General features: G+C 52.4%; 13 protein-coding genes and 1 pseudogene. 4 read left to right on the top strand and 10 right to left on the bottom strand.

Translation table 11 applies throughout. The annotated features are described in order from the left end of the window. Positions 1–27: 27 nt before the first annotated feature. Positions 28–324: a DUF2288 domain-containing protein gene (locus tag H6F94_RS29825; RefSeq protein ID WP_190805869.1), complete on the top strand. Its 297-nt coding sequence runs from the start codon at positions 28–30 to the stop codon at positions 322–324. A 32-nt stretch (positions 325–356) separates the two neighbouring features. On the opposite strand, the gene H6F94_RS29820 is transcribed toward H6F94_RS29825, so the two are convergent. From H6F94_RS29820 to H6F94_RS29780, 9 genes are all read right to left on the bottom strand, one after another. Next, positions 357–2,486, bottom strand: coding sequence for a GumC family protein (locus tag H6F94_RS29820; RefSeq protein WP_190805868.1), 2,130 nt, complete (start codon positions 2,484–2,486; stop codon positions 357–359). A 411-nt stretch (positions 2,487–2,897) separates the two neighbouring features. Then, positions 2,898–4,064 (bottom strand): polysaccharide biosynthesis/export family protein, encoded by a 1,167-nt coding sequence (locus H6F94_RS29815; RefSeq protein WP_190805867.1) that lies wholly within the window; start codon positions 4,062–4,064, stop codon positions 2,898–2,900. A 230-nt stretch (positions 4,065–4,294) separates the two neighbouring features. After that, positions 4,295–5,176: an LPS biosynthesis glycosyltransferase gene (locus tag H6F94_RS29810; RefSeq protein WP_242041464.1), complete on the bottom strand. Its 882-nt coding sequence runs from the start codon at positions 5,174–5,176 to the stop codon at positions 4,295–4,297. Positions 5,177–5,231: 55 nt separating this feature from the next. After that, complete coding sequence (locus tag H6F94_RS29805) at positions 5,232–5,915, bottom strand: cyanoexosortase B system-associated protein (RefSeq protein WP_190805866.1); 684 nt, start codon at positions 5,913–5,915, stop codon at positions 5,232–5,234. After that, positions 5,873–6,796: a cyanoexosortase B gene (crtB, locus tag H6F94_RS29800; RefSeq protein ID WP_190805865.1), complete on the bottom strand. Its 924-nt coding sequence runs from the start codon at positions 6,794–6,796 to the stop codon at positions 5,873–5,875. Before crtB ends, H6F94_RS29805 begins: the two co-directional genes overlap by 43 nt. Continuing rightward, complete coding sequence (locus H6F94_RS29795; RefSeq protein WP_190805864.1) at positions 6,793–7,950, bottom strand: DegT/DnrJ/EryC1/StrS family aminotransferase; 1,158 nt, start codon at positions 7,948–7,950, stop codon at positions 6,793–6,795. Before H6F94_RS29795 ends, crtB begins: the two co-directional genes overlap by 4 nt. Positions 7,951–8,058: 108 nt before the next feature. Then, on the bottom strand, positions 8,059–9,078 hold the full coding sequence (locus H6F94_RS29790; protein ID WP_190805863.1) for a Gfo/Idh/MocA family protein: 1,020 nt from the start codon (positions 9,076–9,078) through the stop codon (positions 8,059–8,061). Then, the gene (locus tag H6F94_RS29785; RefSeq protein WP_190805862.1) at positions 9,071–9,955 is read right to left on the bottom strand and encodes a glycosyltransferase family 2 protein; all 885 of its coding nucleotides are present in this window, start codon (positions 9,953–9,955) and stop codon (positions 9,071–9,073) included. The genes H6F94_RS29790 and H6F94_RS29785 overlap by 8 nt, the downstream gene beginning before the upstream one ends. Before the next feature lie 40 nt (positions 9,956–9,995). After that, positions 9,996–10,679, bottom strand: a complete 684-nt coding sequence (locus H6F94_RS29780; RefSeq protein ID WP_190805861.1) for an HpsJ family protein — start codon at positions 10,677–10,679, stop codon at positions 9,996–9,998. Between the two features lie 970 nt (positions 10,680–11,649). On the opposite strand from H6F94_RS29780, the gene H6F94_RS29775 reads away from it, so the two are divergent. Then, positions 11,650–12,654, top strand: a complete 1,005-nt coding sequence (locus tag H6F94_RS29775; RefSeq protein WP_190805860.1) for a glycosyltransferase family 2 protein — start codon at positions 11,650–11,652, stop codon at positions 12,652–12,654. A gap of 5 nt (positions 12,655–12,659) precedes the next feature. Here H6F94_RS29775 and H6F94_RS29770 read toward each other — a convergent pair whose 3' ends face one another. Continuing rightward, positions 12,660–12,998 (bottom strand): hypothetical protein, encoded by a 339-nt coding sequence (locus H6F94_RS29770; RefSeq protein ID WP_190805859.1) that lies wholly within the window; start codon positions 12,996–12,998, stop codon positions 12,660–12,662. 72 nt (positions 12,999–13,070) lie between these two features. Between H6F94_RS29770 and H6F94_RS33675 the strand changes: the two are divergent. Both H6F94_RS33675 and H6F94_RS29760 read left to right on the top strand, forming a co-directional pair. Next, positions 13,071–13,220, top strand: a pseudogene (locus H6F94_RS33675) (DUF167 domain-containing protein); the annotation flags it as partial. A 267-nt stretch (positions 13,221–13,487) separates the two neighbouring features. After that, positions 13,488–14,381, top strand: coding sequence for an MBL fold metallo-hydrolase (locus tag H6F94_RS29760; RefSeq protein ID WP_190805858.1), 894 nt, complete (start codon positions 13,488–13,490; stop codon positions 14,379–14,381). Positions 14,382–14,518 lie beyond the last annotated feature (137 nt).

The raw sequence follows: 14,518 nt of genomic DNA, 5'->3' as shown, positions 1-14,518 counted from the left end.
GACGCTTCTGCAACCACTATCCACCTAATGAATGACCTGAAAGCGCAACTCACCGAGCAGATCGATGAAGCTAAGTGGGAGTGGCTGTTACCCCATGTCGCGCGGGACGCGTTGATCGTGGTGACGCCTGGCCTTGACTTAGCGGAGGTCGGCTTTGCCATGTCTTGTAATCAGGTGGAATTGGTGCAGCGTTGGATCAGTGAAGCTCTGATTCACAAACCCTCCGCCGATCAAATACGTGCCTGGAGCCAGGATCGTCATCAACGCTTTCAGGCTCTCATCCTGGCTCCCTATGTGCTTATCCGGGAGTCTCCTCTAGCCTAAGGAGAACTCCCTGCGTATTTTCCCCTCGCCTACTACAAGGTCGACCGGCTTGAGGACGCGTATTCCGCTTCTTCTAGTTCGCTGCTCTGGTCTAGGAGCAGGTTAGGAGCATCTGCCCCGTTGATTACCGCGCCCAGCAGTTGAACATCAGACTCAAGCAGGTCATTGACTGCCTCAGATAGAGGTTCGTCTTCGGTATAGCCTGGCCTTGTTATCAGGATCATGCCGTCGGTTTGCGGAACTACTAGCTTCGCATCGTTATAGCTGCGCAGGGGGGGTGTATCCAGCACCACGAAGTCAAAGCGGCCTCGAACTTCCTCTAGCAGTCGCCGCAGTTCGCTCGATTCCAAAATCGCGGCAGCACGCTGCTGTGGGCCTGGGCTAGGCAGAATGTAGAGGTTCTCGACTTCAGGGACCAAGCGAATGCAATCGGTAGGACGGCTGTAATAGCGAATGGGGTCTCCAACAGCTGTGACATCAGGCGTGACCTGAAGCAGAGGAGCCAGCGAGCGACTGTGCAGATCGGCTTCGATCAGCAGCGTACGCTTACCTGCGCGTGCGGAGGCAATCGCTAAGTTGAAGGCAGTGAGCGTCTTGCCCTCGCCCTTAAGCGCACTGGTAATCGTCACGGTTTTCAATGTACGCCCACCCACAAAGCGCAGGTTACTACGCAGACGCTCGTAGGGTTCGCCAAAGGGCGAGGCAGAATCGAGCAGAACTGGAAATTGGCTGACGAAGGAAGTCTCAGCACCCCCTTCTACTACCGGCAGAATTCCCAAGACCGGTACATCCCGACGGCGCAGGAGTTCGCGTAGATCCTCCAGGCTGTGCAGAGTTCCGTCCATGGAATCCAGCAGTAGAACCGCACCTGTGCCCAGCAGCAGACCTGCAACAACACCCAGAGCAATAACCGCAAGTTGGTTCGGCGGTGGTTCGGGAGCGGGCTTTTGGCCCCAAGAAACAGGCTTGAGACTGCTAGTGGCCTCGCTTTCAGCCAAGCGAGCATCAAGAAGCTTCGCTTGCATGCGGTCGTAGACGGCACGCTTCAGCGACACAATCTGCTCTAGACGGCTACGCTCCAGTTGCTTGTTCGGAATGGAGACGAAGGCGTTGCGCATTTCCTGCTCTGACTGGGCAGAGGTGAGCAACTGCTGCTGAATAACTTTTTGCTGATCCTGAGCCGTAACCAGTTGATTCGCTAACTGCTGACGCGCAGGATCCAGGCTAGAGGACGAGCGGATGCGTCCCACAGGTAGCGGAGCAGCCAAATTCGCGCCACCAACCACTTCCATGGAGCGCCTCTGGAGCAATTGCTCGGCGACTAGCCTCTGCTTGCGCAGGGAGACCAGGGTTGGGTGCTCAGGTCGTAGGTCTTTCTCCGCAGTAGTAATTTGCGTCTCTAGGTTGTAGAGCTGCGTCCGCATGTTGGCAATAACGGGGTCTGCGCTTAAGGCAGAAGCCGCATAAGCCTCATCAGGGCTAAGACCCAAGCGCTGCTGTAGGCTGGAAATCTGCGCTTGAGAGGTACGCAGGGCCAAACGCAGTTGGCGTTGCTGGTCTTCTGCGGCATTGATGCCGTTGATCACTGAGTTGGTTTGAGCCTGGAGCAAGGCTGGACCTTCACGTTTGTCGTAGTTTTCCAACTGCTGCTCAGCCGCACGCAATTCCTGCTCAACCGTGGGTAGACGGCGTTCAATGAACTCAATAATGTTGCTGACGCGCTCAGTGCTGATTGCCTTGCTCTTCTCAATGAAGGCCTGCATGAACGAATCAGTCATGGCAACTGCCAGGTCGGGGTTCGTATCCGTGTAGGACACGGTGATCAGCCCAGAATCCTCGTCCTGCTCAGCGCTGAATTTAGAACGCACTTCTGAGGCGGGTGGTACCTGTGGAAATTTTTGTGCAACCCGATTGAGCACACTCTCAACCACCTCATCTGAGCGCAGTGCATTGAGGTTGAGATCTTGAGTTTGAGCTGTGGTTTCAGCAAACTCAACTGGTGGTCCTGAATAGGACAGGGTGCCGGACACGAGGTACTGCGGCTGTGCTTTATTGGTTGCCGCATTGAATACCGTAATCCCCACCACCACAGCAAAGCTTGTTAAGCCAACCCACTTATGCCGGTTAAAAGCGCGGAGGTAGCGTGTGAGCGGAGAGGCCATACCCGAAAGTTCCTTGATATTTTTCGCTAGAGGACAGGAAGAGGAGAGGGCGGTCAGCTGCCTGTGACTAGGACTCAATTACCTGCATGGTAGTCCCTAGGCAGCGGTAGTGGCGAGGACAGACTTAAGGTGAGAGTCACTAGGGGTTCCCTTAAATCTCCGTTGCTATGAATGCGGCTAGACAAAACTGTTTGTGGTACGTTGCATGGCTTCAATGGACAGCAGTAGGACCCAGTTTGTAAGACTTCAGGGTAGAACTTCAGGTCTGACTAACCAAGTTTTGAGCGTTGGCCCAGTAACAACTCGTAACCATTTCGAATCCGGTATTGAATTTTCTGGTTACCTCTGGGTCCTGTCACTCACCCATCAATGAATACGTTCACTAGCCACTGTTTAAGCATCACCGCCTACTTAATCATCATCGCCATTACCGCCGCCTACCACGTCAGCTGCATCGTCAATGAAGCTTGTGAAGTCCAACACATCCCGAAACGGCCGCGTAATCGTGTTGAGAACATAAGTAATGCGAGCCAGGAGGTTACGATTAATCACAACGACATCGCTATCCTGAAGCGGCACATTAATCCCTGGATCGCCCTTCAATACTTCCCGAGCGTCAAGGACGGTTGCAATTGGCTTGCCCTGTTGTGGGTCAAAACGAATCAGTCCCACACGGCTCAATCGAGCATTATCTAGACTGGGATTAATTTGGGCAATTGCATCAGCAAAGGTACTGCCGTTCGGCAATTGCACACTCGTCAAGTTGCCTCCCCCATCGCCCCCAATGCTACGTCTGCCAGACCCGCCACGTCCGCCAGCATAGTTCAGGACGCGAATGCTGATTGTGGGGGTTGCAAGGTTAGAGCGCGCTACCAACTGCTGATTGTAAGTCCGATCATCGGCAGACAGTCGAGACACAAGAATGGTGTCACCGTCTTCTAAGCGCACATTCGGTAGTGGTGATCCAGTGGTAAGGGGAGTGAATAGGTCGACCTGACGCTCGATCACTTCACCATTGGCGAGGGTTCGCCGGATGCGCACATCACGCAGATCTGCGTAAGTGGTTGCGCCGCCAGCCTGGGTAATTAGGAGCGCAGGTCCCCGGTTGACGGTATCATTGCCGACTTGGGCTTGATAGAGTCCTGGTTTTTTCACTTCGCCAACAATATTGACACCTACAGGTCGTTGGGTCGTGAGTGAAACGGTGACTTCAGGATCAATGACGTAACGGTTCAGCGCTGTCTCTAGCCGCTGGGCCGCTTCTTGGAGCGTGAGGCCGCTGATGGTTACTGGCCCGACTAGGGGGGCGGTGACGTTGCCATCCGGATCAACTGAGGAACTGAAGTTGAGATCGGGAAACCGGGGAACGGAGACATTTACGCCATCCCCAGGTCCGAGGCGGTAACGATCTTGTCGAACCCCAATATCCAATTGAAAAGGACCACCAGTGCGGGGAGCAGCGAGAGTTGGTGCGGGCGGTGGAATAGAGTTGGCCTGAGCCAGAACCGGCTGGGCAATGCCCCAAGCCATAGCGGTCCAGGCTAGAGAAGATAGTGGGATCAGCGCTGATTTCTTCACAAACTCCCTCGTGTCATTGGTATCACTGCATCCAAAGGCTTATTTTGAGCAATCCAAGAAGGTTTATTACAGCTAGCTACAGATCATTCAGAATCTATATCTGTTCTTCAGAGGCATTGTACTGATTCAGGCCACTTTTCTAACTCCCTCGATCTGTTTGGTCAAGCTGCAACTGTAGGGTGGAGATGATGCGCCGTTAGAAGAAACCTGGATTAGGTTGTGGTCAGGCTTTAAAGTCTCAATGACAACTGTCGGCGAATAGCGAAGCTAATCAGCCGCGCTGGGGTGCTAGAGTTACGAACCACAGGTAGCCGCAAAAAACGTCCAGTTGCTAACCGGGCTAACCCCTTGAATCGAGCTTGTAACCTTGCCGATAAGAAATTTTTGAGCCTACTGCCTGTTTCATCCGTGGCATATAGAGGCTGAAACGCTAAATTACCACATAAAACATCGGCTTGATGGATACCGCTAAAACCATTTTGGCGATGTTCTGGGTTCGGTCTGCCCCCATGTTCGCCGTAGTTGCGAAAAGGAATATAGTTCTTGAGGTTTTTGGCTCGGAGGAAAGTATCTACTTCTGAATCCCAGGTGGAGTAAGTCGTGCCGCTAAGTTTAGTGCTGAAGTCTGCTGCCAGTTCTTCAAGATATCGAGCACTCTGAGGGGTAACTAGGTAAGCCACCATTGAGGTGGAGTAGCCCTCGGCGTAACCTTCCTTAGAGACACTATAAACCTGAGGAGCACAAGTATAAAGCCAGGCAATGCCAGCATTCGACTGCTGAGGATGAAAAGGCACTGGCAAATGGCCTAATCCCACAACTGGGACAAAATCTGCCTCAACAATTAGCGTCAACTTCTGCTCTGCCTGAGTGGCTCGCTCCCAAGCCCGGCAGTGATTCATTAGACATAAATAACTGCGAGAAAACTGTTGGAACTCTGGCTTGTCTTCCTGGCGTAAAACTTCACAATCGAACCCCTCCTGACGCAGAGCATTTTCCAGAAGCTGAGTCGATTCTTTGTAGGCAATGATGAAAGCCTTGCCTACATGCTCCACTAATCGATTCGCTTGAGGGATGGACTTAGTTTTGCTCATATCAACAGATTTAAGGCTCATTAGTTGATGCATCGGCCTAACCGATAACCGCTCTAGCAAAACTCTCTAAGAAAACTTAAGCGGCAGCCTGAAAATACTCACGCTCAAACGCTTTTTGAACTGTGTCACCGAGTTGAGATAACTCTGGCCAAAGCGGCTCAATCGCTGCTAACGGCTCAATAGGAACCACGATTGCAATTGCAACCCAAGGCTGACGCTGTCTTGCCAAACGGGCACGCAAGTCTGCCCAGAACCAGCTCGAAAGCTGAGGGGCTCCCCCATCGGGCCAAGCATACCATTCGAGCACTGCATTGGTTGCCTGAGAGTTCCAACCCCGCAGATAGCGAGCTTGAACCCGGCTGCCTGCCGACAAGGGTCGCTCGCTGAGGCTATCGGTTGTCCAGCTCTGGACCCCCTCTAAATCCATCCATTCCACACGTGGTTTGTCCTCTAGAGCCCGCTGAGGCAACAGCAACAGTAGCGCCTCTTGCCCTGAGCTTAGTGATGATAGTTTCTGAACGAGCCACTTCTGTCCGCCGATCTCGGCTGGAGAAGGAGGGGAGCTCTGCCAGCCCGGTATCGTCAAGCCCTGCTTACTAAAATGTTGTAGGCGCTTCAGCACAGGCGTTGTTGGCGTGGTCTGCCAGCCCCAATGACCAGTTCGATACTCAGGCAGTGCCCCAACCAGGCAGATTACCAGTAGCAAAGCCAGCACTACTAGCTTTGAGGGTTGGGCGAAGCGTTTTGCCAAGGAAACCATTGCTCATACCCATGCACGATTACAACTAACAGACCCAACATTGCTGCTGAATATAAATCTCCGCCCCAGCCATCGTGCAACCAGTGAAAGGCTGCTTCCTGACCTGTTCCGTGAAAGAAAGTTAAAGCCGTGTTGCGCAGAATATTGGCGATCACACTGATAGCAGCAGCACTCAGGGAATACAGAAACCAGCGGCTGCGGTTCCGCCAAGCACCCGTCCAATAGAGCAGCATCAAGCTGACATAGACGCTGGTGAATAGCATTTTGAGCCCCGCGCAGTGGGGCGCAACCTCCACCGTGCGGTTGCCCACTAGCAGGTAAATGCCTGAAACCGTTATGTCAAGGCCGGTGTGGCGTAGGATATAACCTGCACAACTGGCAATAAAGCTCTGCAATGGCAAGATGTAGGGCTCAATCAAGTAGGGGACTGGGGTTGGCGTTGACAGAAATACCAGGAGTAGTGGAAACGCCTGCAGCTTAAGGCCTGGCCAGCCCTTCAAGGCCAGACACAGGCCTGCCAGGATAACCGGCAGCGACAGGTCCACGCTCTCGGGAATTCGCCCTAAGTAGAGGATGGCTCCTAACCCTAGTAATCCCAGACCAAATAACTGAGCTGGATCAAAGCGTCGATTCTCTGGCAATGCTGCCCAGTGATCTCGCTGTTCCCAAACGATATAGGCGGCAAAGGGCAAGCCGATCAGACCGTGGCTGAAGTATTCGTGCTCGATACTGATGCTCTTGTTCAGCCAGCCGTCATACCAGTGAGCTAGCAGAGGACCATACAGAATCGTCAGCAACCCACACAAGACACCCCAAAAAGGCAGTGCCTCTCGATAGGTCACCTTGTTGTTGGTCGCCGTTAACGGTTCTTCTCTGATCATCGGTACATCCCAGTGGTTCTTGCCTTGGGTATAGCCTCTGCTACCGCTGTCGTCACCTGTTGCACTTGCTCCGGACTTAAACCCGGATACATCGGCAAAGATAGAATTTGCTCACAGAGAGCTTCAGCATGAGGAAATTGTCCTCGACTGTAGCCAAGTTCAGTAAAAGCTGGTTGGAGGTGACAGGGAATGGGGTAGTGAATCCCGGTCTGAATCTCCTGAGCCTGAAGACGAGCGCTCAATTCATCCCGGTCTAGGTCAGCATTCTGCACTCGCAGCACATAGAGATGGTAAACATGGCCGTTACCGCTCTGATTGCTAATGGGTTGTACACCCGCTTCAGTCATTGGCTTCAGCAGGGCATCGTAGATCTGAGCCGCTAGCTGGCGCTGCTGGTTCCACTGGTGCAGGTGGGGAAGCTTAGCGAGTAACACGGCTGCCTGGAGGCTATCTAACCGACTGTTGGTGCCCAGTTCTGTGTGGTAATACTTGCGGGGTGCGCCGTAGTTGCGCAAGGAGCGAACTCGACGGGCCACCTCAGGATCACAGGTCACGACCATGCCTCCGTCACCGACGGCCCCTAGGTTTTTGCTGGGATAGAAGCTGAAGGCTGCCGCTGTACCCACTGAGCCAGCTCTGATGCCTTCCCGCTCAGCCAAATGGGCTTGCGCTGCATCCTCGAAGATCAAGATGTCATAGGCTGCAGCGATGGCGCGTAGCCGCAGAGGCGAAACCATCTGACCGTAAAGGTGGACCGGGACGATGGCACGGGTCCGGGGTGTGATCGCAGTCTCCGCCACGTCTAAATCGATCAGGGCAGTCTCAGGATCGCAATCAACCAGGATCGGTGTCGCCCCAGTGCGCAAAACCCCAATGAGCGTTGCTACGAAGGTGTTAGCAGGCACTAGGACTTCATCGCCTTTGCCGATACCGCAGGCTTGTAGCCCCAAGCTGATGGCATCAGTTCCACAACCGACACCGATACCATACAGGGTTTCGTTGCCTGCACAAGCTTGGGCGAACGCGGCTTCAAAAGCAGCAACAGCCTCGCCTAGTACATAATCTCCCCGCAGTAAGACCGATTGGATGGCTTGATCCACTTCAGACTTGCACTGCTGATAGAGAGGCATTAAATCGACAAAGGGCACGGCCATCAGGGTACAGAGCCAGAGGCTACAAGCGGAGTTTCCACCTTTATCCAAGATTTCCCGTAAGCAAGGGGTAAAGTCGGCTTGAAGAAACCGTGAAAGTACTCAGATTGCCTAAGCCTCGACCTCGATCCAAGTGCCTGCCTCTAGCGCTCGTGACAGTGCTACCAAGACTTTGACCAATTCAGCACCTACCCGCCCTGAAGAGACAGTCGAGGGCTGGTTAGAGTGCACACAAGCCAGGAAATGATCGCAAACGTGAGCCAGTGGCTCGGCAGCAGGCACTGGTATCGCCTGGGTAGCCTGTCCTTGGGGCAGAAATTGGCTTGCTCGTTGCTCAAACGCCCCACTGTATAGCGTCACTGGTTGGTCTAGACGTAGCTCCTCAAACACAATCGCGCCCTGGCTGCCCACGACTGTGCTGCGCCGCTGCTTATCAGGGTTACACCAGCACAAGTGCAGGGTTGCCTCAAAGCCACTGGGATACGCCAAACGGGCCCAGACTAGATCGGCCTGCCCTGCCTGCAACCAGCGGTTACCCATCGCCTGCACATGCACGGGCTCACTGCCCGTCCAGAGGTTGAACATGGCGAGGTCGTGAATGGCCAGATCCCAGAGAGCATCAACATCCTGTCGTACAGGTCCCAAGTGGGTTCGGGCAGCGTAACCGTAGCGCAGTTTTCCAATTGCACCGGCCTGAACCTGCTCAGCCACTGCCCAGACCGCTGGGTTGAACAGGTAAGTGTGGTCTACAACTAACTGACGCTGTTGCTGCTGCGCCAACTGACAAAGCGCTTGAGCCTCCAAAACGGTTAGGGTAAGCGGCTTTTCAACCAGGACATGGAGTCCCTGCTGCAAAGCAGCTTGCACTAGTTTGAAGTGGGTGCAGGCTGGAGTCGCGATGACAACTGCCTCAAGCTCAGGTTGTTCTAAAGCTCGTTGCCACTTGTCTGTGAGCAGGGTTGTCGGTGGCAAAGTCAGCTGTTTGTTAAGAGCTGCCAGGGTCTCAGGATTTGGATCGCAGACGGCCACCACCTCTGCTTGAGGATGCTGCTGGAAATTGCGCACCAAATGCATGCCCCAACGGCCTGCTCCAAATACAGCAACCTTGGTATGAATTGTGGAATTAGCCATGCAAAGAGACTGTGGGTTTCAGAGGCTCAGCTTGATTGTCTGAGCTGGTTTCAGCCTGCCGCAGTTCTTCGACTTTGAGCAGAATTAGATATTCATAGAACGCTTGAAGCGTACACCAGGCGAAACCAGCCCGGCCATCTAGCCAGCCACCCAGACCAAAGTACATGTAGAGAAAGCGGAGCAGTGGGCGAAAGGGCAGACGCAGCGACAAGTCTTTCAGCGCTCGACGCCGCTCAACCTCAGTTGTCCCCAACAGCAAGGCGCGCCAGCTGACTGAGCCGTGCTTGAGCTGATACAGAGTTTCTGTCGCTTCGTCGCTAGAGTAGCGGTTGTGTTTGTCGAGCCAACGGCTCAGCCCCTTGCTGGAGGTGTAATGCGGATAGGTCTGTTGCAAAAAGCTCGTGGAGCCTGAGACTTCCTCCCGTTCGGTGTGGCCGTAATCAGAGAACCAAACCTTACCGTGGCGGAACAAGCGCAGTTGGTAGCGGGGGTACTGGGTACTCCGGCGAATCCAGCTCCCCATAAACATGACTCGCTCTGCCACGTAGTAGGCTACATGGTCTGGGGACTTCAGGGCCTCACAGCACTCAGCAAACAGCTCGGGCGTCAGGCGCTCATCCGCCTCCAAGATATAGACCCAGTCGTGCTTGGGCTGGATATTCTCCAGCATCCAGGTCCGTTGTCGCCCGTGGCTCTCGAAGGGGTGTTCAACGACCCGCACCGGGTCGCCACGCTCAGCATAGCTACGGGCGATAGCTAGGGTGTGATCTGTACTGCAAGAGTCTACGACGATGATATCGTCGCTGAAGAGGGCGGACTCAATGCATGCAGCAATGTCTTTCTCTTCGTTATGGGTCAGGATATAGACCGAAAACACGCTGCCCGTCCTTAAATTGTTAGCAATTCGTTTGGTGTACCTACTTACCGCGCCCCAGGTAGCCCAACCCAACTAGACCTGACCAGCCAACCGCACTGTAGCCAATGCCCAGCAGCAGACCACTGAGGGTGATGCGCAAGATGTCCTGTGTCACTTTGGCCTGTACTTGTTTCTCCAGCTGTTGCTGGTTGTTCCGGATATTGAACAAAGCTTGTTTGGCTTGTGCTTCTAGTTGTTCAGAGGTAATCGGAGGGTTGCCCCGTTGTTGACCCTGCTGGAGTTGAGCTTGCGCTTGACCGAGCCGTTGTTGCAGTAGTTGCTCCTGGGCTTGGGCCTGGTTCTGAATATTGGCTAACGCATCCTGTCGCAGACGTTGAGCGCTACTAAAATTCACGCCTGCTGCTAGCAGAAAGACCAAGCCAAGAACCACTGACAGCAACAGAGCCCAGAACTTGGCGTCTCGAGGCGCTTTCGCCGGTGGCCTACCTGCCCCCTGTTGCAACCAAGAGCCCACGAACAGGAAAGCAATGCCCACTAGTGGCACAATTCCCCGGTCAACTAATGTACTGATGTACTGCACCTCCCACTGCTGGTTCAGGAAGTTAGGGGGGATTGCCAGAATCACGTAGTCCAGCAGGACCCCCACAATCAGAACCACGCCTATGATCTGCAGAATCTGACCGGATACGTCAGAGAGCCGTCGATAGTCGTTACTTGCACTCATAGCTACTTCTCCGCTCCCAGGTTTAAGTCTTCCCACGGTAGACCATACTCTAGAAGCAGAACATCTGAGCTGAACCCGGATACATATGGTCAATGGCCAGGAATGGTGAGGCTGCCCCTGCTATAAGAATTACTCAGATCAACTCCTAGATCCATGATGGATCTATAGAGATTTAGGAGGGATTCTGGCCAGAATCTCCAAGCTTCAATGAAGATTCTGGTCTAGGCTATCTAGTCTCTAGTAGTTAGTTCCTACAGGAACTGCGCTTTACGGCAGCGTAGGAGTGCGAGGGCTGGTAGCAGGCTCAGGCTGAGTGCAGACACCAGAATTGGCTCTGCCCCCATAAAGTTCCCTTCTCCAAACGCAGGGGGATCTGGTTCAAGAGCGTTGGGCAAGGAAGTATTAGGCTGAAACCAAGCTTGACGATTCTCAACACCTGAAGGCAGTGGGGGAAAGTAGGTACAGGTGCCTTCTATTCAGAAGAAGCCGGGTAGGATGACCTAGATTAGCTGTGAAGAACTTGGCCTAAAAAACTGGATCTTAAGTTGTAAAAGTGAGTTGGTTCTTAACTCTTGCAAAGAGGTAAGTTTGATGTTTCAGGATCTTGAAAAATCTATTTTTATCGCCTTGAGATGAGACTTTATGCCATTAGAAACGACCTTGCTAGTGTATCCGTTTCAGACTATAGAAGTATCTTTGGTAAATGAACTGATGGGTGTTTTTTAGCGTCGGCTTAAGGTTAAAATGAACTTCGCTGAAGCCGTCAAGCACGTCAGCGTACAGGGTAAGCTCAAGAGCATTAAGCTCCTCAACTGCCCTCTCGATCTGTAATAAACCTGATTTGGGGGGAGCGAAGATGCAGCCGCTATCACTCGCTATTAGCTATGCAAAATCCAAAGCTCTGAGCTTGATAGACCCACGGGTGATAGGGTAAGGGTCAGAGATGGTGGTGATGGGTGGCAGGTGGAGTATGTCGGAGTGTCTTTTAATCATTCAGATTCCCTGCCTCAATGAAGAGCGGACTCTGCCGATGACTCTAAAGGCTCTGCCTCGGCATTTGCCAGGGGTTGACCGGGTCGAAATTCTGATTATCGATGATGGCAGCACTGACGCTACAGTTGAGGTTGCCAGAGCTTGTGGAGTAGATCATATTGTCCACTTCAAGCGCAACCGTGGTCTGGCTGCTGCTTTCCAAGCTGGCATTGATGCCTGTGTCAAATTGGGGGCTGATGTTGTCGTTAATACGGACGCCGATAACCAGTATTACGCGGGTGACATTGCCAATTTAATCCATCCCATTTTGATGAACGAAGCGGACATCGTGGTGGGTGACCGGCAACCGGAGCGAATCCAGCACTTCTCACCCCTGAAGCGACGCTTACAACGCTATGGCAGTTGGGTGATGCGTCATGCCTCCAATACTCCAGTCTGTGATGCTGCTAGCGGTTTCCGTGCTTATTCCCGTGAAGCTCTGTTGCGGCTAAATGTGGTGTCAGAGTTTTCCTACACTATGGAAACCTTGATTCAGGCAGGGCGTAGTGGTTTGACGGTAGCCAATGTGCCGGTGCGCACTAACTTGCCCACCCGTCCCTCCCGCCTGTTTAAGGGTATTGCTAGCTATTTGCAACGCTCAGGTTCTACGATCCTGCGCACCTACACCATGTATCGGCCACTAACGGTGTTCTTGACCATTGGTTGTGTACTGCTGGCAGCTGGCTTTGCCGTCGGCATGCGCTACTTATGGCTAGTGCTAACCGGAGATCCCAGCGGTCGTCTCTCTTTGCCCTTGTCGATTATTCTGCTGGTCACTGGCTTTCAAGTCTGTTTGTTTGGCCTGCTAGCTGACTTAATTCGAGCCAATCGCAAGCTGAGTGAGGAAATTCTCTATCGAGTGCGCAAATTGGAGTCAGAAAGCTCGACTAGAGGAGCATTCTCCAGATCACCGCGCAACAGTGCATCGCAGCGGGGTGAGTGATAGTGTTAGCGCCTTAGATTTGCAATGAATGTATAACCTAGGCTGCGATAGTAGCCTGCGAGTTCCGTCACGATGGACTCGATGCCTTCAGCTTGCTCCAGCCCATAGAGATCGGCTAGTTGAGCTGTTTCAGTGCCAGTCCAAACGCACCGTACCCAGGCGTAGCCAATTGATTCGCCGTCACGTTCGACTACCCAGAATCGCCCCCGCTCTGGATACTTTAGCGCCCTTCGCAAAGCGACATCTGCTTTTTTAAGGGGTTTGCTGGCAGCCTGATAGCGCAGCTTGAGGCATTCACGTAGGAAGGTACGATCGGCTTTGAAGGGAACTCGGACTGAGAACATAGCAACTCGCTCAACCTCTCACACTATCCTGCTACACAGTTTAATTAATAGAGTCTAACCAACCAGGCTTGTCTTGAACTGCTAGCCGAATTTTTTAATGTTTCTAAAAGCAAAATTTCTCTGCTGCGTGGCGAGAAGTCTCGTCGCAAAATCGTGGTGATTGAGAGAGATTCTACCCAGCTGCTGCAACGACTAGATCTGCAAACAGACCCCCTAAAATAATTGCTGTACTGTAAATTTATGTATCCGTGATAACGTAGTGGAGTAAAGATCGGCCGTCAGCAGTCATGATCCATAGACTGCACAAGAATGGCCCTCAATTACTTCTTTGAGATCGAAGCAACTGTAGATTGTAGCGACCGTATCAGTTCGATCCAGTTATATAAGCTTAGCGATCGAGAAAACTAGCCAAAGATCTAGCAAAGGTTAGAAGTTGTAGCTACGCCCTTTGAACAGATTGGAGGGAATGTATTACAGGCTCTGTTTCCCATGACTTCAGGCCAAGTGAGTTCGGGCCAAGTGAGTTCAGGCCAAGAACTGGTTCTTCCCAATCAACACCGTACCTCCACGCTTGAGCAGGGTTCGATCTTTTTTGTTGGAACTGCGACAGTTATTCTGCGCTACGGTGGCTTTACGATTCTGACTGACCCTAACTTTTTGCATCAGGGCGATCATGTTCACCTAGGCTATGGCTTGAAATCAGCCCGAGTAACGAATCCAGCGATTGAAATTGAGGAACTACCGCCCCTCGATTTTGTCTTACTATCGCATTTACACGACGACCATTTTGATCGGATTGCTGAACATAAGCTCGATAAAGACCTACCGATTGTTACTACCGGTCACTCGGCTACTGCCTTGAAGCATAAAGGATTTCGTTTATCCTACGCCCTCAAAACTTGGGAGACCTTAACAGTAACTAAGGGGGAGAGCTTACTGCGCATTACAGCGATGCCTGGTCAGCATGCCCCTGGTCTTCTTTCAGCAATGTTGCCACCCGTAATGGGTAGCATGTTAGAGTTCCCAACCCCTTCTGGAAAAACAGCGTTTCGCCTTTACATTAGCGGTGACACATTGCTGAACAATCAGCTTAGGGAAATTCCTAAACGCTACTCTGAGATTGATTTAGCGCTTCTTCACTTAGGTGGAACCCGGGCTTTCGGCATTATGTTGACAATGGATGGCAAGCAAGGTGTCGAAGCTATCAAAATCATTGCGCCTAAAACCGCTATTCCAATTCATTTCAATGACTACACGGTCTTTAAGTCCCCGCTTGAAGACTTTATTGAAGCCGTCAAAGCAGCAGGGCTTGAACAACAAGTTAAGTATCTCGCTCATGGTGAAACATACACCTTTGATATTCCGCCAGAGCGTTCTCGGTGATACAGATAAATGCATCGCTAGTTCGACCTTTAGTTCAACCTTCGGCTTTTTCTATCTTTCGATACATGCTCCATGCATACAGCTCAGTTGAATAGGAGTAGAAGGCCTCCTTGAGTGAAGTTCTGCACATTCTTGGA

The organism is Leptolyngbya sp. FACHB-261, assembly GCF_014696065.1.
Classification (GTDB): Bacteria; Cyanobacteriota; Cyanobacteriia; order FACHB-261; family FACHB-261; genus FACHB-261.
Note: the sequence above shows the minus strand (reverse complement) of the source record. Positions and strands in the feature narration are given on the sequence as shown.

What these genes read in the sequence shown, in the direction of transcription:
- H6F94_RS29825 (WP_190805869.1), top strand. Translation starts at nt 28, where the DNA reads ATGAATGACCTGAAAGCGCAACTCACCGAGCAGATCGATGAAGCTAAG.
- H6F94_RS29820 (WP_190805868.1), bottom strand. Translation starts at nt 2,486, where the DNA reads ATGGCCTCTCCGCTCACACGCTACCTCCGCGCTTTTAACCGGCATAAG.
- H6F94_RS29810 (WP_242041464.1), bottom strand. Translation starts at nt 5,176, where the DNA reads ATGAGCCTTAAATCTGTTGATATGAGCAAAACTAAGTCCATCCCTCAA.
- H6F94_RS29805 (WP_190805866.1), bottom strand. Translation starts at nt 5,915, where the DNA reads ATGGTTTCCTTGGCAAAACGCTTCGCCCAACCCTCAAAGCTAGTAGTG.
- crtB (WP_190805865.1), bottom strand. Translation starts at nt 6,796, where the DNA reads ATGATCAGAGAAGAACCGTTAACGGCGACCAACAACAAGGTGACCTAT.
- H6F94_RS29795 (WP_190805864.1), bottom strand. Translation starts at nt 7,950, where the DNA reads ATGGCCGTGCCCTTTGTCGATTTAATGCCTCTCTATCAGCAGTGCAAG.
- H6F94_RS29790 (WP_190805863.1), bottom strand. Translation starts at nt 9,078, where the DNA reads ATGGCTAATTCCACAATTCATACCAAGGTTGCTGTATTTGGAGCAGGC.
- H6F94_RS29780 (WP_190805861.1), bottom strand. Translation starts at nt 10,679, where the DNA reads ATGAGTGCAAGTAACGACTATCGACGGCTCTCTGACGTATCCGGTCAG.
- H6F94_RS29775 (WP_190805860.1), top strand. Translation starts at nt 11,650, where the DNA reads ATGTCGGAGTGTCTTTTAATCATTCAGATTCCCTGCCTCAATGAAGAG.
- H6F94_RS29770 (WP_190805859.1), bottom strand. Translation starts at nt 12,998, where the DNA reads ATGTTCTCAGTCCGAGTTCCCTTCAAAGCCGATCGTACCTTCCTACGT.
- H6F94_RS29760 (WP_190805858.1), top strand. Translation starts at nt 13,488, where the DNA reads ATGACTTCAGGCCAAGTGAGTTCGGGCCAAGTGAGTTCAGGCCAAGAA.